The sequence below is a fragment of the Desulfovibrio sp. JC010 genome, assembly GCF_010470675.1.
Lineage (GTDB): Bacteria > Desulfobacterota > Desulfovibrionia > Desulfovibrionales > Desulfovibrionaceae > Maridesulfovibrio.
This window is the reverse complement of record NZ_VOIQ01000015.1, coordinates 98,897-116,771: the sequence shown is the minus strand read 5'-3', so window position 1 is coordinate 116,771 and position 17,875 is coordinate 98,897. Positions and strand designations below refer to the sequence as shown.

Below are 17,875 nucleotides of genomic sequence, written 5' to 3'. Positions count from 1 at the left end.
TTATCTTTCGAAGTAAATGGTTCTCAGGAACCAATTCTTCAATCGTAACCAACTCAACAGTGACTTGCTTTTGCTCAGGCTTTTTTAACATGCAAACAATATAAAAAAGTCCTCACCAAAAGGCGAGGACTTTGTCAGCAATCTGAGCGGGTAACCTGATTTCAGGTTACCCGCTTTTCTTTTGTCCAACGCTGGACATAAAAAAATAAAAAAACTAATTAATAACAAAAATCAACTTCAACCCCACCCTAATCATGAATACAAATCTTGAAATAATCGGCTATGTCTATTCAGAAATAAAAGACAGAGAAAACGCCCCCAAACAGGGCTGCGAAGGCGGCGTGGAAGCTATTGTGGAAATCAAGGAAGAATTCAGTGAATCCATGGACGGACTCAGCGTAGGAAGCGAAATACTGCTCTTTACATGGCTGCACGAAGCAGACCGCAGCTGCCAGAAAGTTCATCCACGCGGAGATGAATCAAGGCCGAAACGGGGTGTATTTTCCACCCGTTCCCCGGACAGACCGAATCCCATCGGCCTGCACCCGGTAACCATCACTGAAGTGGACGGATGCAAAATAAAAGTCCGCCCTATGGAAGCCATAGACGGAACGCCGCTGGTAGATATCAAAATTGACCAGCGTTAAAAAATGGAACTACCATCCCACGGGGTCGGTTACAGAAGGACCGACCCCGCATGGGGTATTCCATCGATACAGGTATCGTGAAATCTCGGGTAGTTACTACCGGGGACGGTAAGTAATTCTGCCGCGAGTGAGATCGTAAGGAGAGAGCTCAACAGTAACCTTATCACCGGGCATAACCCTGATGCGGAACTTACGCATCTTACCGGAGATGTGAGCCAGAACCTCATGACCGTTTTCAAGCTCTACGCGAAACATAGCGTTAGGGAGAGCTTCTTCCACGGTGCCATTAACTGCAATTCCTTCTTCTTTAGCCAAAATTATTCCTCTTATTCTTAAGTAGTTACATAAAAAAAAGCCCGCACTCGCAACTGCGACAGCGGGCTTAATTTTCGATTTTCCCGGACTCGGGAATATCAAGACTGTCTTTAGGTACAAAATGGTGTCGGTAAGAACAACATATTCTCACCAGCCCAAAGGGGCTTTATACCAAATCGCAACAAATTACCAGCGTCTAGGACGCTCTTCCCTCGGACGGGCTTCATTAACTTTCAAGTTACGGCCACCGAAGTCAGTACCGTCAAGGCTTTCAATAGCTTTGATTGCACCATTGTCTTCCATTTCAACAAAACCGAATCCACGGGGGCGGCCGGTTTCACGGTCATTGATGAGTTTAACAGAAATAACTTCACCAAATTCTTCAAAAGCTGCCCTCACATCTTCCTCGGAAGAGCTCCAGGGAAGATTGCCCACGTAAATGTTCTTCGACATCTCAAAAAACTCCATAAATCGTTAGAACTTAAAACAAAACCAGACCGCCGCTCTCGAACTAAAAGAAATTCTTTACGACTAACGCTGACCTCAGAAACCCGCTGAGAAAACCAGCCACTCAACAAAATACCTATAAAGACAATCTATGATATTCGGCTGAAATCCGGTAGCCTATGTAGCCCCATACCTCAAGGAGGATAAAAGAGCAATAGGCCCGCGCAAAAAAGGTTATTTAATTAAACTTTTTTCACGCGGGCCATAATATTTATAAAGAGCGGGCGTTTACTTCTTGAGCCAGCTCATCATTTTGCGGAGTTCGCCACCGACCTGCTCGATCTGGTGTTCTTTACCAATGCGGCGCATGGCAGAGAAATGAGCCTTACCGTTATTGTTCTCGGCGATGAATTCACGAGCGAATTCACCCTGCTGGATTTCCTTGAGGATCTTCTTCATTTCCTTGCGGCTTTCCTCGTTGATAACGCGAGGACCGCGGGTCAGGTCACCGTACTCAGCGGTATCGGAAATGGAATCACGCATTTTGGCGAGACCGCCTTCGTAAATGAGGTCGATGATCAGCTTGCATTCGTGCAGACACTCGAAGTAAGCGATTTCAGGCTTGTAACCCGCTTCTACGAGGGTTTCGAAACCTGCTTTGATCAGCTCGGAGAGACCGCCGCAGAGAACAGCCTGCTCACCGAAAAGGTCGGTTTCGGTTTCTTCACGGAAGGTGGTCTGCAGTACACCGGAACGGGTTGCGCCGATGCCTTTTGCGTAAGCAAGTGCGATATCGAAAGCTTTACCGGAAGCATCCTGATCAACAGCGATGATTGCGGGAACAGCTCCGCCTTCGGTGTAGGTGCGGCGTACAAGGTGGCCGGGTCCTTTGGGAGCAGCCATGATTACATCAACGTCCGCAGGAGGAGTGATCTGTTCGAAATGGATGTTGAAACCGTGTCCGAAAGCAAGGACGTCGCCGGACTTCAGGTTGGGTGCGATGTCGTTTTTGTACACTTCAGCCTGAACCTGGTCGGGCAGGAGGATCATGATGAGATCGGCCTGTGCTGCTGCTTCAGCTGCACTTACGGGTTCGAAACCGTGTTCTTTGGCGAGTTCGTAGTTTGCGCCGCCGGGACGCTGACCAACTACAACTTTAACGCCGGAATCACGAAGGTTCTGTGCGTGGGCGTGGCCCTGACTGCCGTAACCGATGATGGCAACTGTCTTATCTTTGAGCAGATTCAGATCAGCGTCATTTTCATAATAAACTTTCATTGCTTTCTCCTAGATGTTGTTCTCTTTAATTCGGACACGAAACTTAATAATAGTTTCCCGGCGGCTCGCCTTGATTTAAAAAGCCAGCCGGAGGGCACTCCTGTGCCGAAATGTTTATGAAATTTTGTCCTAAGCTTGCAGGGCACGTTTCATGGCGACGGTGCCGGTGCGGGCTACTTCCTTAATACCGAAACGGGTGAGCATGTTGATCAGAGCTTCGATCTTGCCGTGGTCGCCGGTAACTTCAATGGAAAGTTCATCCGGGCTGACGTCCACAACCTTGCAGCGGAAGATATCTACAATGCGTAGAATCTCTGCGCGCTTGGTGTCTTCGGCATTAACCTTGAGAATAACCATTTCACGCTCAACGGCCTTATGTTCCGCCATATCAACGACCTTGATGACTGTAACCAGCTTGCGCAGCTGTTTCACAATCTGCTCCATGATGTGCTCATCACCGAGCGTTGTAATGGTCATCTGGGAAACTCCCTCCTCAAGGGTGGGAGCAACGTTGAGGGATTCAATGTTGAATCCTCGCCCGCTGAACAGTCCTACAACTCTGGAAAGAACCCCGGGCTCGTTTTCAACTGTCACGGATAAAGTATGTCTCATTACTTCCTCCTAAACGAGCAGCATGTCGGTTAATGAAGCACCGGCGGGAACCATGGGGTACACGTTCTCTTCCGGATCCACGCGGACATCGATGATGGTGGGCTTTCCGTTGGAGAAAGCTTCCTTGAGCATCGGTTCGAGGTCTTTTTCTTCAGTAACCCGGTACCCGGCGGCTCCGTATGCTTCGGCAAGTTTCACGAAGTCCGGCTGGGCATCCATGCAGGTTTCACAGTAGTTGCGGTTGTAAAAAAGCTCCTGCCACTGGCGGACCATTCCGAGATAGCCGTTATTCAAGATAACAATTTTTACGGGAAGGTTGTTGCATACGGCAGTCATCATTTCCTGAATATTCATCTGGATGGAACCGTCTCCGGCAATGTTGACAACAAGCTTGTCCGGGAAGGCCATCTGAGCACCCAGAGCTGCGGGAAGTCCGAAGCCCATGGTGCCGAGACCACCAGATGAAAGGAATGATTTGGAGCGTTTAAACTTATAGAACTGGGCGGCCCACATCTGGTTCTGGCCCACTTCGGTGGCGACAATGGCTTCACCCTTGCTGATTTCGTAGACTTTCTCCACGACCCGCTGGGGCTTGATATACTCAGTTTCGCTCTTTTTATAGCGCAGAGGATGGGTTTCAGCCCACTCCTGAACCTGCCTGACCCATACGGCGTGGGCAACTTCCCAGTCCACGGTTTCAAGCCTCGGTTCCATTTCACTCTTTAATGCAGACAATGCGCTTTTGCAGTCGGAGACCAGCGGCACGTGTACGGCTACGTTCTTCTGAATTGAGGTGGGGTCAATATCGATGTGAACAAGAGTGGCTTTGGGGGCAAATGTGCTGACCTTGCCGGTCACACGGTCATCGAACCTCGCCCCGATTGCCAGGACGAGGTCCGCGTTATTTATTGCCATGTTTGCGGCGTAGGTGCCGTGCATTCCCAGCATCCCCAGCCAGAGGGGATCGTCACCGGGAAAGGCTCCCAGCCCCATAAGAGTAGCTGTCACCGGAATGTCAAGACTCTTGGCGAGCCATGTCAGTTCATCCTCAGCTCCAGAGCTGATAACCCCTCCGCCTGCATAAATCAAGGGTCTTTCTGCACCTTCGATCAATTTTGCGACTTTTTTAATCTGCCGCGCATGCGGTTTCAGATTAGGATTATAGCTCCTGAGCGACACATCTTCAGGCCACTTAAACTCGAATTTCTGCTGCATAATGTCCTTGGGCAGGTCAACCAGAACCGGGCCGGGGCGTCCTGTACGGGCCAGATAAAAAGCCTGACGGACGGTGTAGGCGAGGTCTTTGATGTCCTTGACCAGATAATTATGCTTTGTGCAGGGACGGGTGATTCCTACTATATCCACTTCCTGAAACGCATCGTTTCCGATCAGCGGGGTGGGAACCTGCCCGGTGAAAATAACCACCGGAATTGAATCCATGTACGCCGTTGCTATGCCGGTAACAGTGTTGGTCGCTCCGGGACCTGATGTCACGAGGCAGACTCCTACATCGCCGGTGGCGCGTGCATAGCCGTCCGCAGCATGGATTGCACCCTGTTCGTGCCTTACAAGTATGTGCTTAAACGGATAATTGGGTAATTCGTCGTATATGTCGATTACTGCCCCTCCGGGGAATCCGAATACGACGTCCACACCCTCCTTTTTCAGACATTCAAGAAATATCTGAGCTCCGGTGAGCTCCATGGCTACCCTCCCTTATTTATGCTTGTCGAGCAAAGCCTGCAGCTTTGTCTTTCCAGCGAGTTTTTTCTTTTTGAGTTCTTTAACTTCCTGAGTCTCGGTTTCGCTCAGGTAGCTCTTAGCTTCCATTTTATCGATGAGTTTCTTAAATTCGTTGTGCTGGTTCCATAGGGCGTTAATTTCGCTGTCCTGGCCCGCTAGCTGCTCGATCAGTTCAATCTCTCTCTGTTCCATTTGAAACTCCTTTTTGCAATTGGTTTGCAACTCAGGCGCCGGCAGGGATTATCCCTTCCCAACGCGGTTCGACATCAGACTCCACCAGTAAAACCTTTTTACGGTTGGAATGACCTGATGCAATGGAAATATTTCGTTTTTTGAGACCCAGACGGGTCGCGACAAATGCGGCAAGAGCCTTGTTGGCCTTGTTATCAACAGCGGGCGCGTTTATACGCACACGCACGCTGTCCTGATACTCCCCGGTAACGCCCTCGTTTTTGGCACCGGGCTGCACCCATACGGAGACCCTCCACGAACCGTGTCCGCAGGGCCTTATGTAAGATGGGAGTTCAGCAATAACTTCGGTCACTTGGCCTTCTTGAAGAATTTAAGTTTGGATTCGATGGCTTCAACCTTCTCAACCTCGGGATCACCGATTTCGAGCGTCTTGAGATGAGATTCAAGAAGAGCCTTGAGCTCAACCTCAAAACGGGTTCTCTGCCGCTTCAATTCGTTGATGTCTTCATGAATCTGGGCCAGCCTGTTATGGGCCTGCTGCAGGATCACCTCCGCCCTTGAGTGGGCTTCATTGATGATGACCTCAGCCTCCTTCCTTGCGGTAGCCTTAAGGTCGTCCACCATCTTCTGGGTGGTCATCAGGGTGTCGCGCAGGGTTTCCTCACGCTGGCGGAACTCGGTAATGGTGCTTTCCCGGCGGGAAACCATTTTCTGTAGCTGCTTCTTTTCATCGGCAGAAGCACCCAGAACATCCGCAAGCTCGACCATGAGCTGGTCAACTTCGCTCTTGGAATACCCGAACAGGGATTTTGAAAACTTCTTATTAAGCAAGTCTATTTTAGAAAGACTCATACCCACCTCCGGTATTTACATACCATAAGCAAGTCTGGTGAGATTGCCCACCAGAGCGATGTCGATCATCTGGATTGCCAGAAGAACGACAATGGGGGAAAGATCAAATCCACCGATATTCACAAAGGGAAGATACTGCCGCACTTTGGCGAAGACAGGCTCGGTCACACTGCGTAAAAATCTGACAATGGGATTGTAGGGATCAGGATTGACCCAAGTAATCAGAGCGGAAATGATAACCACCCACATATAGAGATTAAGAACAAGCGAAAGGACCTTCGCCACGGCAAGAATCACGTAATCCATTTAACATACTCCTAACGGGCTGGATCAGAAGCAGCCGCTTCCGATCTTGACTATAAATTGGCACAGCAGGATTCAAGAATCAACTGTTTTTCCAAATTTACCTTAATTCTATTAAATATAAGAACACGGGTCACGAAAGAAGGGGCGCAAAATCAAGCCCCGGACGCCCTGTCCTAACCTTTCATACTGAATTAAATAAACTTCTGCTGACCGCAACCGCAACCGGACCAGACATCATTGCGGGCCTTTTCCAGCAGGTTGCAAAGCGTCCAGTAGCTGTCGATATGAAAACGGGCATTAAGCCCTGTGCTGCGATAGGCCCAGAATTCGACCCCGGCACGCTCGGCACAACGCTCATCCACCCATGTATCACCGATGTAGACCACGTCCTCCGGCTTCATATTCCACTTCTGCAGAATATAATGAACGCCTTCGGGATGCGGCTTGCTGTTAGGAAGAGTCTGCGAGGTGACCATGGGCGAGAAAAAACTCTCAATGTCGAATTTCTGCAGGACCATGGGAAGAGTGTCAGTGCGGTTGGTATTGATCCCCATACGGATGTTGTGGGTTCTCAACCATTCCAAGAGCCGGGTCAAGCCCTCTTCCACCTCAATATAATTGATCCCTTCCTTATGCGAGTGATCAGTGCTGTAAACAAAAGCTTCTTCGTGGAATTCTTCAGGCAGGATATACTTCAGTGCATCGGCATGGGTCAGCGCATGCACCTGCTTTTCCTCTTCAGCGTTCATGAGCTCAAGGCCGAACTTTTCCTTAAACCTGTTGTAGTACCATTTATTGGCCTGAAACGAATTAATCAGCACCCCGTCGCAATCAAAGATTATACCCTTGATTTCTTTTACCACCTGAGGAGGTGTGACCGGACTGATATGTATGGATTCCATGTCAGGACTCCCTTTTAATTTTCTTCTTGGACATTAAGGACCACGGTCATTTCCCGCTCAAGCCACTGCCTTTCTTCGGGAAGAGAAGACAAGCCCAGCAGTTTCCACGCTTTTTCGCGCAGAACAAGAGCCTTTTCCGCCAGCAGTCCTTCTTTTTCATAAAATTCAAAATCACGATCCCGCCAGAAGGAAACCGCATCAACATCAGATGTGACCAGTACGCAATTGTCCGGCAGCAGCAGGCTAAAACCTTCCAGCACCTTCTGCCACGGCAGCTGCACATCGCCGCCGCCTGTTCCGGGCAGGTTGGCCATCAGCCCGCCGAGAGCCATGGCCTTGCGGTCATCCTCGTCTTCAACATCAAGACCGAGGCTTTCCCCGAACCCGGCCCATTTATCGGTCAGGTTCTGTTCAAGGGAGCCCAGTTCCAGATGTTTTTCTTCATAAGCATAGCAAAGGGCCAGCACGACCTGATTCTGGATACGCGCTTCTTCACGCCCCTTATCTTCAGCATCAGGAGAAATACGGGCAGTCAGTTCATTATGGATGGCTGAAGTACGCTCCCCGAACTGGTCCTTATCATTGGACTGGGGGTTGGCGATGAATTTAAACATCTCGCCGAGGGATTCACCATAACTGACGAAGTCAGCAACCATGCGTGCGCATGTTTGCGGCTCCACGGGCAGATCTTCAGGACGGAAAACAGGCACTTCGCCGGTCACATCACGGTCGATGCCCGGATCAAAAATCAACGCACCCTCGACCTTTTCCCCGACCAGTTCCTCATGCATTTGCGGAAAATATATTAACATGACCTGCTCCTTTACGGATATGATGCGCTTCGCGCTTTTTATTGAAAGATGTTGCCTCCGGCGGCTTAAACCCTTTTGCAAAAGGGTTTAAGAATCCCAAAACCTTTTATTTGGGCTTCGCCATTAATAATCCTAATCCGGCAATATAAAATTCTAATCCTTACGTGGTTTGAAGAGATTACACACACCTTCGCATTCAGGCTGCTCAAAAAGACATATTTCTTCGTGCAGTGCTCCGCAGAAGGGAAAGCCCTCCTCTTCACGCGGGACCATCTTGCGACACACTACAGTGGATTTCAAGTGTTCTTCGATCCTTCTTTCCCAGAGATCGCGAAAAGCCTGCTCATCCAGATGGAAATTATCGGCCTGCAGCAGGAGTTTATCGTACTCCCCTTCCAGATCCTTCAGGACCCGGCAACGCCATTCCCGGTTATATCCGGGATTAAGCATCTCTTCATAGAGACACCTTCCATTCATGTAGAACCGGCACATGCGGCCCGGCATTTTAGTTACCTTCACCAAAAACATTCCTCCGGGACACCCCGGCCAACGGCCTGAAAGGGTTAAACTTACACAGGATGAATTATGTACGCATCGCGTCTTTGTAAAGATTAAAAATATAAATTTTCCGTGCCGTTCCGGGATAAGAAGACATTCTTGACCAAAGCACAAGGCCCGTGTAAAAGTTCATTACCGTCTAGCATTGGAGGATTAAAATGTTCGGTTTAGGAATCACAGAAATTCTTTTAATTTTGGGTATTATCATCCTGATTTTCGGAGCTAAAAAGCTTCCCGAAGTGGGCAGCGGACTGGGCCGTGCAATTCAGAATTTTAAAAAGGCAAGCAGCGAATCTGAAGAAATTGACGTAACTCCGTCAAAAGACAAAGATAAAGAAGCTTAAGCTTCTGCTGTCAGCTTGATTTTTTGCAGGTTCACCCTGCAAAACCCCGGTTTGCGTTGCGAGCCGGGGTTTTATTTTGCCCCGTCCCCAACCTCTTCAGCAAACATGACCAGCCCCCGCCTGAGGTAAATAGAACCGGAAACAAAGGTAAACACCGCAGTGACTATCTCCACTGCGGGAGACATAAAGCTTACGTCCAGTCTAAAAGCCAGCCCGGTTAAAACAGAAAATACCACCAGCAACTGCAACGCTGTAGTAATCTTGCTGGTCCAGAGTGGCTGAATCCTCTTTTCCACTTCCACGCCGTAAAATTTAAGCAGAAACAGCCCGCCCACGATTATCAGGTCGCGTGAAACAACAAGCACGGTCAGCCAGACCGGAATAAAACCTTGTGCGGAAAGACAGATAAAAGAAGTTACGAGCAGAATCTTATCAGCCAGCGGGTCAATCATGGCCCCGAATTCGGTGCGCTGCTTCATTACCCGGGCCAAAAAGCCGTCCAGACCATCCGAAAACCCGGCCACCATAAAAAGAAGCCACGCCGCAAGGAAGTTGCTGTCGAGGTAGGCAATCACAAATCCCGGCGTGAGCAGTATCCTGAAAATAGTGATCAGGTTGGGTATGGTCCAGATTTTCCCGCTCGGCACAATCCTTCCTTATTCTTTTTTCTCCTCAAGCCCTTCCAGACTGAAAGTCAGCCCGCGGGGAGGCAGGTAATCATTCAGATAGCCACGCAGAACCCACTGGTCGGAAATTTCAATGGCCCAGCTTGCCGACACAGCGGTGGGCTGCATCTGCACATCCAGCAGCTTCACTTCCTGCACGGCAGAATCCCATGATTTCAGCTTGCGGCCGAATTCGCGCACGCCATCGGGGTTGAACCAGCCGTTAACGACCAGCACGGCTTTGGGATTCATGAGCGCATCAATATTCTCAGAACCGAAATACTTACCCCAGAGTTCACGCCAGACACTTTCCATGCTGCTGCCGGAAGCATACCATTTACCACGGGAGGACTGCAGTTCACCGGCCCAGCGTTTCTTGGAAGCATGGCGCACGGAGAAGACAGCGGCAGTACCATTGCTATCAGCAACGGTGGAGTTAGTGAGTCCGTAAAGTGCTATAAATTCGCTTATTTCTTCATTCTGCTTAAGCTGGCGTTCTTCATTCAAGACATACTTGCCATTATCCACATTGATCTGCGCGGGAACTTCAACACTTGAAAACAGGCCCATCTTTTTCAACGCCCCCCGCAGGCTTTTGCGGTTAACGTTTACATCAATGGAAACGGAAACACCGTCCTCAGCCACTTTGACATTCATATCCTTGTAGCCGCTGATGTATTCTTCGTAATGCTTGCCGAAAGATTTTTTAACCGCCTCTGTCCTTGTAGCAGAAAGAGTTCCGGGAATCATGCGTGAAGCTTCGGCAAACAGTGCCTGAGCAAAGGCTTCAGTAACCGCTTCCTGCCGCAGGGTCCGCTGGGCAACCTGCTTTTCCGGGTCCGGGTCCACTGCTTTAAAAATCTGAACCTTCACTGCATGGGCGGGAAGTGCCGAACAAAGCACAGCAACACAGGCCGCCAAAACAAAAGACTTTATCTGATAGGAAAATTTCACTTTATCGCTCCGGTCTGTATTCTTAATTAACGCTGTGGATTCTGAGTTGCGGGAGTTTCATCAAGGGAATCTTCCTGTATGCCGTCGTTATTCAGGGCAGGTTCTTCCTGCGACCGGCCCTCTTCAACAAATTCAGCGGATTCGTCATTTTTCACAGCCGCATCAGGGCCATCCACAAGAACAACCACAGCACAATTCTCAAGCACTGTTTTACGTTTAAGTACTGCCCGTACTTTTGCGGCGTCTTCCAAGGAAAGAATAAAATCACTGCGTGAAGGACCGTGGGTATTAACCGCCTTTACAGTCAGGGGAAAATTCCCCACCCGGGCACGCATGGTTTCTGATTTATCATCAACCATGTAGGCTACCAGTCCCTGCTTGAGAACCGCTCCCCTGCTGACTGCAAAACTGCCGTACACACCCACACCTTTGCCATCATAAATAAGAGGCAGCAGGACGGGATTACAAGGCAGCCCTCTGGCATCAACAACCACGCCGCTGTACACGGTGCTGTCAATATAGCCGTTCTCGCCGCTTTCAAGGGCCTGCAATTCCACCCCGGTTTCACCGCGCTCACCGGAGATGGTCGGCGGGATACCTGTCTGGAAAGAAAGGGTCGGCGGAATAATTATGGAAGAAAGACCGTTACGCAGATTCAGGGACGAAGTAACTTCCACTGTCCCGTTGCCAAGCGCGGTATTAAACAATGAATTCTGCACGTACCCACGCAGGGAATTCAAAGATTTGAGATCATTTTTCAACAGTCTGGAAACCTTGCGCTTACCATCCACAGGCAGACCGAGCACCACATCCAGCAGTCCCTTACGGGACTGAACACCGCCCTGCCGCACAGCAAGAGCCTTGCTGCGAACCGGGTCGATGCTGTCCGCCATGAGTTTGATTTCCGAAGAAGCAGAAATAAAACCGTCCGCCCAGTTGATAACGGAGCCGTCTGTTTTTTCGATCAGACCGCCGAAGCCGTTACTTTTATCTATGGTTTGCTCTTGGGCATGAGCAAAAGAAGCTACGAGCAGAATAAATATTGTAAAGAATATAAATTTTTTCATTATGTACCTGTATTGCCTTCGGCGACCCCGCCGGGGGCCTTAAACTCTTTTTAAAAAAAGGGTTTAAGAATCCCAAAAACTTTTAGTAGGACTTCGCCGTCTTTGTATTCGAAATTCGTCATAGAAAGCTACATGCGAAGCATAACTAAAACGTCCTACCCTTCCAAGCTTTAATCCGCAAGCCACTGCTCTACAAAATTAACAGCCTTGTCATGTTCCTCAGGCGCGAACCAGTGGATATCCTGCTCCCGCTTGAACCATGTCAGCTGCCGCTTGGCATAGGCACGGGTATTCTTGGCCCAGAGCCGAACGGTCTCATCCATGTCGATTTCGCCTTTGATGAAACGCATAAGCTCAATACAACCGATTCCGGTCCAGCCGGGCGCGTTTTCATCCGGGCATTTTTCCCAAGCCCTGCGCGCTTCTTCCACTGCCCCGGCTTCGAGCATCTTTTCGATACGCAGCTTGAGCAACGGAGTCAGTTCATCAAGATCGACCTTGATGCCGATCTTCAGAAATTTGTACGGGGACGGCGGAACCTCACGGTTATGCCACCATGTAAAAGGTTTGCCCGTGGCTTCGTATACTTCAAGAGCGCGGGCGTTGCGCTGGCGATTGTTAGGATGGGTACGGGTGCAGTATTCCGGGTCCACCTTTTCCAGCTCGGCATAAAGGGCCGGACCGCCCTCTTCTTCCGCGCGCTTGCGGATGCGCTCGCGGATTTCGTCCGGGATGTCGGGAATGGGCGCAAGACCGGAAATAAGGCTTTGCAGATACATGCCCGTACCGCCCACCAGTACCGGGAGTTCGTCCGCTACGGAAGCATCGATGCGCTCCTTGGCAAGATCGACAAAACCGGAAGCATTGATGGTCTCGGTGGTGGACAGAAAACCGTACAGCTCGTGAGGACAGACTGCCCGTTCTTCCGGGCTGGGCTGGGCAGTGATCACCGGGAAATCCGTATAAACCTGCCGGGAATCAAAATTGATCACCCGCACCGGAAATTTACGGGCCATGCCCAGTGAAGTGGCAGTCTTCCCGGCCCCGGTGGGACCGAGGATGCATACAACAGGTCTGCGCTCTTCCATGACTTATTTTCCGGGAACAAGCCTTTCGATTACTTCATCGTAGATCTGACGCGGAACCAGACCTTTGATGTCTCCGCCGTTTACGGCCACATCCTTGATGATGGTTGAGCTGAGATACATCCATTTGTAATCGGTCATAAGGAAGACGGTCTGGATGTCGTTATCAAGACGGCGGTTCATAAGGGCCATCTGGAACTCGTACTCAAAATCGGAAACCGCGCGCAAACCGCGCATGATCACATTGGCCGGACTCTGCTCCACATAATGGACCAGCAGTCCGTCAAAAGAATCAACCTCCACCTGCGGATGGTGCTCAAAAATGCGTTTTGCCATGTCCACCCGCTCCTCAAGAGAGAATTTAGTATTCTTGGAGGTGCTGCCGGCCACGGCGACGATTACTTTATGAAAAGTCTTGATCCCGCGCATGACCAATGAGAAATGACCACGGGTGAAAGGATCAAAGGTTCCGGGGAATACTGCAGTTACCGGTTTTACTTCTGCCATAATAAAATCCTTGTTTGACCGTAGAGTTTGTTGACCAGCAGGTCGAGGCGATCCACATGTTCCGACTGGGGAGGCTCAACCTTATCCTCCACTTCCGCCAGCACAAATCCGTCTTCGGAAAGCCAGCCGTTTTCAAGGGCCGCATCAAGGGCCCCCGGCAGCAGGTCGTATCCATATGGCGGATCGATAAAAATAAGGTCGTACGGTTTATCCGGAGACTTACCAAGCACCTTGAAAAGGTCGGTTTTAAAAACCTTGTACTCTTTGGGGGATGCGCCCAGATCCTTGAGATTGGTATTGATCAGATTCGCGGCGCGCCCGTTCTTTTCCACAAACAGGGCGAACTCCGCCCCCCGGCTGAGTGCTTCGATGGCAAGGCTGCCGGACCCGGCGAACATATCCGCCACGCGTAAGCCCTCCCAGTCCACGCCCCTTGATTCGAGCATGGAAAAAATAGCCTGCCGGACCTTGGAAGTTGCCGGACGGTAGCCGGGACCGCTGGCGGTCTTGATCACCCGCCCGCCGTATTTACCGCTGATAAGTCTCATAATTTTATAATTCCGAAATAAGTTCCACAACCTGACGGTTGATTTCAAGCAGCCTGTCGCGCAGCTCGGTCTGGCTCAAAAAGGACTGGGCCTTAACTTTATCCAATCTACCCCTGAATTCGCTGAAAAGTTTCTCCGAATCCTTAAGCAGGAATTCCCAATCAATTTCAGGCTCAGTAACGGCAACCCTGGATTTGACCACAGGCTGGATCTCGCCGCCGGGTACCAGCATAAGCTCTTCACGGTAATCGGCGATATGCACCTTGTAGCCGAGCTCCTGCTTGATGAGTCCGGCCAGCACTTTCTGTCCTTTTGGTTCGCCGTGGGTCAATATGACTTTCATGGCCGGACTGTCAAAGTGTTTCAGCCAGTCAATCATCTCATCCTGCCCGGCGTGACCCGAAAAACCGTTGATTGTGAAGATTTTCGCCTCCACAGTTAGTTTTTCGCCGAAAATGGAAATGTTGTCAGCACCGTTGACCAGTCTACGGCCCGGAGTACCCACGCCCTGATAACCTACAAATACCACACTTGATTCTTTACGCCAGATATTATGACGCAGATGGTGCTTGATGCGCCCCGCATTGGCCATGCCGCTGGCGGAAATCACAATGGCCGGGCCGGAAGTGTTGTTGATGGCCTGAGATTCTTCGGTGCTCAGGGTAAATTTCAGGTTGGGCAGGGAAAGAGGATCATCCCCGTTATGCATGAGTTCCTTGGTATCAAGATCAAAAAACTCCGGATGGTTCCTGAAAATTTCCGTAGCCTTGATGGCAAGGGGGCTGTCCAGATAAACAGGCATATCCGCCGGGAGCCTTCCATCCTTGTAAAGCAGGTACAGGGTATAAATAAGCTGCTGTGAACGCTCCACTGCAAAAGCCGGGATTACGACTTTGCCCCCGCGCTCATAGCTATAGGCAATGGCCTGGGCCAGTTCATCAAGGCTGTTGGAGGAATCCTTGTGGTTACGGTCGCCGTAGGTGGATTCCATGAGCAGGTAATCAGCTTTCTCAATGATACTGGGGTTGCGCACAATGAGCTGGTCCTTGTGTCCGAGATCCCCGGAAAAAACGATCTTGGTGGTCTCTCCCGCTTCTTTTATCCACAGCTCAATAAAGGCCGAGCCGAGAATATGTCCGGCATCCTTGAAATTTACGGTCACACCTTCGGCAGGGTCAAAACTTGCGCCGTATTGTATGGTACGCATGAGCGGCACGGTCTTGATAGCATCTTCCTGCTCGTAAATAGGCTTGAGGGGCGGCTGGCCTTTACGCAATCTTTTGCGGTTGCTCCACTCGGCTTCCATTTCCTGAATGTAGGCACTGTCCAGCAGCATGATATCCAGCAGGTCGCGGGTGGGGGTGGTCATATAAATGGGACCGTCAAACCCGGCCCGCACCGCAGCGGGCAGCAGCCCGGTATGATCGATATGGGCATGGGTGATCAGAATGAAATCAAGCTTCTTGGGATCATAGTCAGCGATCCCTTTGTTACGCTTCTCAATCTCGGCGTTACCTTGATGCAGGCCGCAATCAACGGCGAATCTGGCATTTTCAGTCTCAATTATATAGCAGGAACCGGTAACAGTCTTGGCGGCACCCATAAAAGTAATTTTCATTCATCCTCCCGAATCTTAACCTGAAATCATTTCCAACTATGCTAGCCATGCTTTTTTTGATAATTCGAATGCACAGTTACATGCACCATTAATCAGATTCAAGCAACAGCGGAGCGACTAGAAATTGCAGCAGCATAACCAGAAAAAAGCGTATCTGTACGGTATATCCGCCGTACTCATCTGGTCCACGGTGGCCTCGGCATTCAAGATAGCACTGGGCTACATGACCCCGTTGCACCTGCTCTTTTACGCGACTATCTTCTCTACCGTGTCACTCTTCACCATTTTAAAGATACAAAATAAAACCGCACAGATAAAGCAGATGAGCAAAAAAGAAATGCTCAAATGCGGTCTGCCCGGCCTGCTCAATCCGTTCCTGTATTACATCGTACTCTTCAAAGCTTATGCCCTGCTTCCTGCACAGGAAGCCCAGCCCCTCAATTACACATGGGCGATAACCCTTTCCCTGCTTTCCATCCCCCTGCTGGGCCAGAAGATGACCATGCGTGAACTGCTGGCAATACTGACCAGCTATATGGGTGTGGTGGTTATCTCCACCCACGGCAACCTGCTCGATATCCAGTTCAGCAATGGCTACGGGGTATTTCTGGCCCTTTTCAGCACCATCCTCTGGTCCCTGTACTGGATCATAAACGCCAAAAGTAAATCCGATCCGCTCATAGGACTGTTCCTGAATTTCTGTTTCGGACTGCCCTTTGTGACCGTAGCCATGCTTATATTTTCCGGACCGCCGCCGCTGGCAGTCCCGGCCATCCTTTCCGCAGCTTATGTGGGATTCTTTGAAATGGGTATAACATTCGCCCTCTGGCTGAATGCTCTGAAACTTACGGAGAAAGCATCAAGGGTCAGCAACCTGATCTTCCTTTCCCCTTTCCTTTCGCTGATCCTGATCCATTTCATTCTGGGGGAGGAAATCCTGCCCTCAACACTGGTCGGCCTGCTTTTTATTGTGGGCGGGAACATCATCCAACAGCTGGGCAAAAAGAATTAAACACAAAAAATATATTTTAGTGTTGACGCGTAGCTTAAGCGGAGTTATCTTTTAATCAAAGGCAGAGGTAGTTGTTCATAACGCAACTCGCAACCAACCCTCAAGACGGGAGTGAAATCAACTTGATGTCACTTTCTAAAAGCGAGTCTCACGACGAGGCTCAATTCGAGGGGAGCCTACCGCGAGAGTTCTTTTAAGACCTCCAACGGGCCCACGGAGAGATTGGAAATCGCCGGTTATCCCGGCAAATGCGAAAACGGAACCCCTCTTCTACGGCAAAACGGATTTATTGAAACTTTGTAACCAACCATCAAATCGGTTTAGACGCGTTGAAAATAAAACTTCACAACAACCGCTAATCTTGGTTGATACGCGTAATTTAGGTAAAACTAAAAGCAAACCGTTAACATGTGGTCAGGACACGTTACATTGTAATCTGTGCAACATGTACGTAAAGCCCCCCGGACGGAACTTATGTTCCATCCGGGGTTTTCTTTTGCCTTTTATTCACAGTATTATAGACAGCACTCGCTGTATGTGGCATATTATGCGCGATAAGTCATATTAGAATTCAATACCTTAAATTCAGTTGCAGCTTCAATATCAAAGCACCAAACAAAGAAAGCATGAAAAAATATTTTCATAAATCCATCGCATCCACCATAATCGCGCTTTCTTTTTTGTGTTTATTCTATGTGCCGTCCTACGCTGAACAGATAACAGTCGGCTATATTGAACTTCCGCCCTACTACTTCACTACCGCAGACAACAAGCCGGAAGGTTTTCTACTTCATCTTACCAAACAAATAATGGAGAAGGCAGGGCATAAATGCACCTATAAAAGCATGCCGTCCAAAAGGATTCTTCATACCATCAAAAAGGGCGGTAATTTTGCATCCATTGGCTGGTTTAAAACCAGAGAACGCAAAGAATATGCGAAATTCTCACTGCCGATATACGAAAATGAGCCATTCGGCTTATTACTAAGAACTGAAGATCACAAAAAATTCTATAAATTCAGAACACTGAAAGATGTTCTTGCTCAGGACCAATTCAAGACAGGGTATGTTGCCGGACATTCCATGGGCGAATATGTGGACAGACTGCTGAGGCAGCACCCTCAATCAGTACACTCACTATCCGGCACAACACAGCAATTGATCAAAATGCTGCATAACGGAAAAATTGATTTCTGCCTGCTGGCCCCGGAAGAAATTTCTACAATTATCAAACAATCCGGCTACAAAGAAGATTACTTTTATTTCATGTCACTGGCAGATATAATTAACGGAAATAAACGTCATCTGATTTTTTCACGTGATGTCTCAGATGCGACCATACAAGAAATCAATGCTGCTATTGTTGAGATAAAGAACGAACGTTGGATTGCGAACTGAATAAGACAGCGACA

At 49.5% G+C, this 17,875-nt stretch carries 23 protein-coding genes; 4 read left to right on the top strand and 19 right to left on the bottom strand.

The features are described 5' to 3' along the window. Positions 1–254 precede the first annotated feature (254 nt). A complete protein-coding gene (gene tsaA / locus FMR86_RS16515) occupies positions 255–647 on the top strand; it encodes a tRNA (N6-threonylcarbamoyladenosine(37)-N6)-methyltransferase TrmO (RefSeq protein WP_163352510.1) in 393 nt (130 codons plus the stop codon). A gap of 96 nt (positions 648–743) precedes the next feature. On the opposite strand, the gene infA is transcribed toward tsaA, so the two are convergent. The 12 genes from infA to FMR86_RS16455 all read right to left on the bottom strand — a co-directional run bounded on the left by infA (position 744) and on the right by FMR86_RS16455 (position 8,634). Continuing rightward, a complete protein-coding gene (gene infA / locus FMR86_RS16510) occupies positions 744–962 on the bottom strand; it encodes a translation initiation factor IF-1 (RefSeq protein WP_027722537.1) in 219 nt (72 codons plus the stop codon). 186 nt (positions 963–1,148) lie between these two features. Continuing rightward, complete coding sequence (locus FMR86_RS16505; RefSeq protein WP_163352509.1) at positions 1,149–1,415, bottom strand: RNA-binding protein; 267 nt, start codon at positions 1,413–1,415, stop codon at positions 1,149–1,151. Between the two features lie 282 nt (positions 1,416–1,697). Continuing rightward, a complete protein-coding gene (gene ilvC, locus FMR86_RS16500) occupies positions 1,698–2,687 on the bottom strand; it encodes a ketol-acid reductoisomerase (RefSeq protein WP_163352508.1) in 990 nt (329 codons plus the stop codon). A gap of 129 nt (positions 2,688–2,816) precedes the next feature. Continuing rightward, positions 2,817–3,299, bottom strand: a complete 483-nt coding sequence (ilvN, locus tag FMR86_RS16495; protein ID WP_163352507.1) for an acetolactate synthase small subunit — start codon at positions 3,297–3,299, stop codon at positions 2,817–2,819. Between the two features lie 9 nt (positions 3,300–3,308). Continuing rightward, positions 3,309–5,003, bottom strand: coding sequence for a biosynthetic-type acetolactate synthase large subunit (gene ilvB / locus FMR86_RS16490; RefSeq protein ID WP_163352506.1), 1,695 nt, complete (start codon positions 5,001–5,003; stop codon positions 3,309–3,311). A gap of 12 nt (positions 5,004–5,015) precedes the next feature. Further along, positions 5,016–5,234, bottom strand: coding sequence for a DUF465 domain-containing protein (locus tag FMR86_RS16485; protein ID WP_163352505.1), 219 nt, complete (start codon positions 5,232–5,234; stop codon positions 5,016–5,018). Positions 5,235–5,265: 31 nt separating this feature from the next. Next, complete coding sequence (locus FMR86_RS20615; protein WP_163352504.1) at positions 5,266–5,586, bottom strand: DUF167 domain-containing protein; 321 nt, start codon at positions 5,584–5,586, stop codon at positions 5,266–5,268. Beyond that, positions 5,583–6,086, bottom strand: coding sequence for a DivIVA domain-containing protein (locus tag FMR86_RS16475; RefSeq protein ID WP_163352503.1), 504 nt, complete (start codon positions 6,084–6,086; stop codon positions 5,583–5,585). Before FMR86_RS16475 ends, FMR86_RS20615 begins: the two co-directional genes overlap by 4 nt. 15 nt (positions 6,087–6,101) lie before the next feature. Next, the gene (locus tag FMR86_RS16470; protein ID WP_163352502.1) at positions 6,102–6,392 is read right to left on the bottom strand and encodes a YggT family protein; all 291 of its coding nucleotides are present in this window, start codon (positions 6,390–6,392) and stop codon (positions 6,102–6,104) included. 191 nt (positions 6,393–6,583) lie between these two features. Next, a complete protein-coding gene (locus FMR86_RS16465) occupies positions 6,584–7,294 on the bottom strand; it encodes an HAD family hydrolase (RefSeq protein ID WP_163352501.1) in 711 nt (236 codons plus the stop codon). A 14-nt stretch (positions 7,295–7,308) separates the two neighbouring features. Continuing rightward, positions 7,309–8,106, bottom strand: a complete 798-nt coding sequence (locus FMR86_RS16460) for a hypothetical protein (protein ID WP_163352500.1) — start codon at positions 8,104–8,106, stop codon at positions 7,309–7,311. A gap of 153 nt (positions 8,107–8,259) precedes the next feature. Beyond that, positions 8,260–8,634, bottom strand: a complete 375-nt coding sequence (locus tag FMR86_RS16455) for a hypothetical protein (protein ID WP_239057267.1) — start codon at positions 8,632–8,634, stop codon at positions 8,260–8,262. Between the two features lie 188 nt (positions 8,635–8,822). Here FMR86_RS16455 and FMR86_RS16450 point away from each other — a divergent pair, with 188 nt between their 5' ends. Continuing rightward, complete coding sequence (locus FMR86_RS16450) at positions 8,823–9,008, top strand: twin-arginine translocase TatA/TatE family subunit (RefSeq protein ID WP_163352498.1); 186 nt, start codon at positions 8,823–8,825, stop codon at positions 9,006–9,008. Between the two features lie 71 nt (positions 9,009–9,079). On the opposite strand, the gene pgsA is transcribed toward FMR86_RS16450, so the two are convergent. The 7 genes from pgsA to FMR86_RS16415 form a co-directional block, all read right to left on the bottom strand. Continuing rightward, positions 9,080–9,655, bottom strand: a complete 576-nt coding sequence (gene pgsA, locus FMR86_RS16445) for a CDP-diacylglycerol--glycerol-3-phosphate 3-phosphatidyltransferase (RefSeq protein WP_163352497.1) — start codon at positions 9,653–9,655, stop codon at positions 9,080–9,082. 9 nt (positions 9,656–9,664) lie between these two features. Then, positions 9,665–10,627: a hypothetical protein gene (locus FMR86_RS16440; protein WP_163352496.1), complete on the bottom strand. Its 963-nt coding sequence runs from the start codon at positions 10,625–10,627 to the stop codon at positions 9,665–9,667. Between the two features lie 26 nt (positions 10,628–10,653). Next, positions 10,654–11,694, bottom strand: a complete 1,041-nt coding sequence (locus FMR86_RS16435) for a hypothetical protein (protein WP_163352495.1) — start codon at positions 11,692–11,694, stop codon at positions 10,654–10,656. A gap of 170 nt (positions 11,695–11,864) precedes the next feature. After that, the gene (gene miaA, locus FMR86_RS16430; RefSeq protein WP_163352494.1) at positions 11,865–12,782 is read right to left on the bottom strand and encodes a tRNA (adenosine(37)-N6)-dimethylallyltransferase MiaA; all 918 of its coding nucleotides are present in this window, start codon (positions 12,780–12,782) and stop codon (positions 11,865–11,867) included. A gap of 3 nt (positions 12,783–12,785) precedes the next feature. Further along, entirely contained in the window at positions 12,786–13,286 is a 501-nt protein-coding gene (coaD, locus tag FMR86_RS16425) for a pantetheine-phosphate adenylyltransferase (RefSeq protein ID WP_163352493.1), read from the bottom strand. After that, the gene (rsmD, locus tag FMR86_RS16420) at positions 13,274–13,834 is read right to left on the bottom strand and encodes a 16S rRNA (guanine(966)-N(2))-methyltransferase RsmD (protein ID WP_163352492.1); all 561 of its coding nucleotides are present in this window, start codon (positions 13,832–13,834) and stop codon (positions 13,274–13,276) included. Before rsmD ends, coaD begins: the two co-directional genes overlap by 13 nt. A 4-nt stretch (positions 13,835–13,838) precedes the next feature. Next, positions 13,839–15,452 carry an MBL fold metallo-hydrolase RNA specificity domain-containing protein gene (locus tag FMR86_RS16415; RefSeq protein WP_163352491.1) on the bottom strand — a complete coding sequence of 538 codons (1,614 nt, stop codon included), beginning with the start codon at positions 15,450–15,452 and terminating at the stop codon, positions 13,839–13,841. A gap of 124 nt (positions 15,453–15,576) precedes the next feature. Here FMR86_RS16415 and FMR86_RS16410 point away from each other — a divergent pair, with 124 nt between their 5' ends. Further along, complete coding sequence (locus tag FMR86_RS16410; RefSeq protein ID WP_163352490.1) at positions 15,577–16,464, top strand: DMT family transporter; 888 nt, start codon at positions 15,577–15,579, stop codon at positions 16,462–16,464. A 626-nt stretch (positions 16,465–17,090) separates the two neighbouring features. Next, the gene (locus FMR86_RS16405) at positions 17,091–17,861 is read left to right on the top strand and encodes an ABC transporter substrate-binding protein (protein WP_163352489.1); all 771 of its coding nucleotides are present in this window, start codon (positions 17,091–17,093) and stop codon (positions 17,859–17,861) included. Positions 17,862–17,875: the final 14 nt, after the last annotated feature.

What these genes read in the sequence shown, in the direction of transcription:
- ilvC (WP_163352508.1), bottom strand. Translation starts at nt 2,687, where the DNA reads ATGAAAGTTTATTATGAAAATGACGCTGATCTGAATCTGCTCAAAGAT.
- miaA (WP_163352494.1), bottom strand. Translation starts at nt 12,782, where the DNA reads ATGGAAGAGCGCAGACCTGTTGTATGCATCCTCGGTCCCACCGGGGCC.
- FMR86_RS16460 (WP_163352500.1), bottom strand. Translation starts at nt 8,106, where the DNA reads ATGTTAATATATTTTCCGCAAATGCATGAGGAACTGGTCGGGGAAAAG.
- coaD (WP_163352493.1), bottom strand. Translation starts at nt 13,286, where the DNA reads ATGGCAGAAGTAAAACCGGTAACTGCAGTATTCCCCGGAACCTTTGAT.
- FMR86_RS16505 (WP_163352509.1), bottom strand. Translation starts at nt 1,415, where the DNA reads ATGTCGAAGAACATTTACGTGGGCAATCTTCCCTGGAGCTCTTCCGAG.
- FMR86_RS16455 (WP_239057267.1), bottom strand. Translation starts at nt 8,634, where the DNA reads ATGTTTTTGGTGAAGGTAACTAAAATGCCGGGCCGCATGTGCCGGTTC.
- FMR86_RS16465 (WP_163352501.1), bottom strand. Translation starts at nt 7,294, where the DNA reads ATGGAATCCATACATATCAGTCCGGTCACACCTCCTCAGGTGGTAAAA.
- FMR86_RS16415 (WP_163352491.1), bottom strand. Translation starts at nt 15,452, where the DNA reads ATGAAAATTACTTTTATGGGTGCCGCCAAGACTGTTACCGGTTCCTGC.
- FMR86_RS16405 (WP_163352489.1), top strand. Translation starts at nt 17,091, where the DNA reads ATGAAAAAATATTTTCATAAATCCATCGCATCCACCATAATCGCGCTT.
- FMR86_RS16485 (WP_163352505.1), bottom strand. Translation starts at nt 5,234, where the DNA reads ATGGAACAGAGAGAGATTGAACTGATCGAGCAGCTAGCGGGCCAGGAC.
- rsmD (WP_163352492.1), bottom strand. Translation starts at nt 13,834, where the DNA reads ATGAGACTTATCAGCGGTAAATACGGCGGGCGGGTGATCAAGACCGCC.
- tsaA (WP_163352510.1), top strand. Translation starts at nt 255, where the DNA reads ATGAATACAAATCTTGAAATAATCGGCTATGTCTATTCAGAAATAAAA.
- ilvN (WP_163352507.1), bottom strand. Translation starts at nt 3,299, where the DNA reads ATGAGACATACTTTATCCGTGACAGTTGAAAACGAGCCCGGGGTTCTT.
- FMR86_RS16435 (WP_163352495.1), bottom strand. Translation starts at nt 11,694, where the DNA reads ATGAAAAAATTTATATTCTTTACAATATTTATTCTGCTCGTAGCTTCT.
- FMR86_RS16450 (WP_163352498.1), top strand. Translation starts at nt 8,823, where the DNA reads ATGTTCGGTTTAGGAATCACAGAAATTCTTTTAATTTTGGGTATTATC.
- ilvB (WP_163352506.1), bottom strand. Translation starts at nt 5,003, where the DNA reads ATGGAGCTCACCGGAGCTCAGATATTTCTTGAATGTCTGAAAAAGGAG.
- FMR86_RS16475 (WP_163352503.1), bottom strand. Translation starts at nt 6,086, where the DNA reads ATGAGTCTTTCTAAAATAGACTTGCTTAATAAGAAGTTTTCAAAATCC.
- FMR86_RS16470 (WP_163352502.1), bottom strand. Translation starts at nt 6,392, where the DNA reads ATGGATTACGTGATTCTTGCCGTGGCGAAGGTCCTTTCGCTTGTTCTT.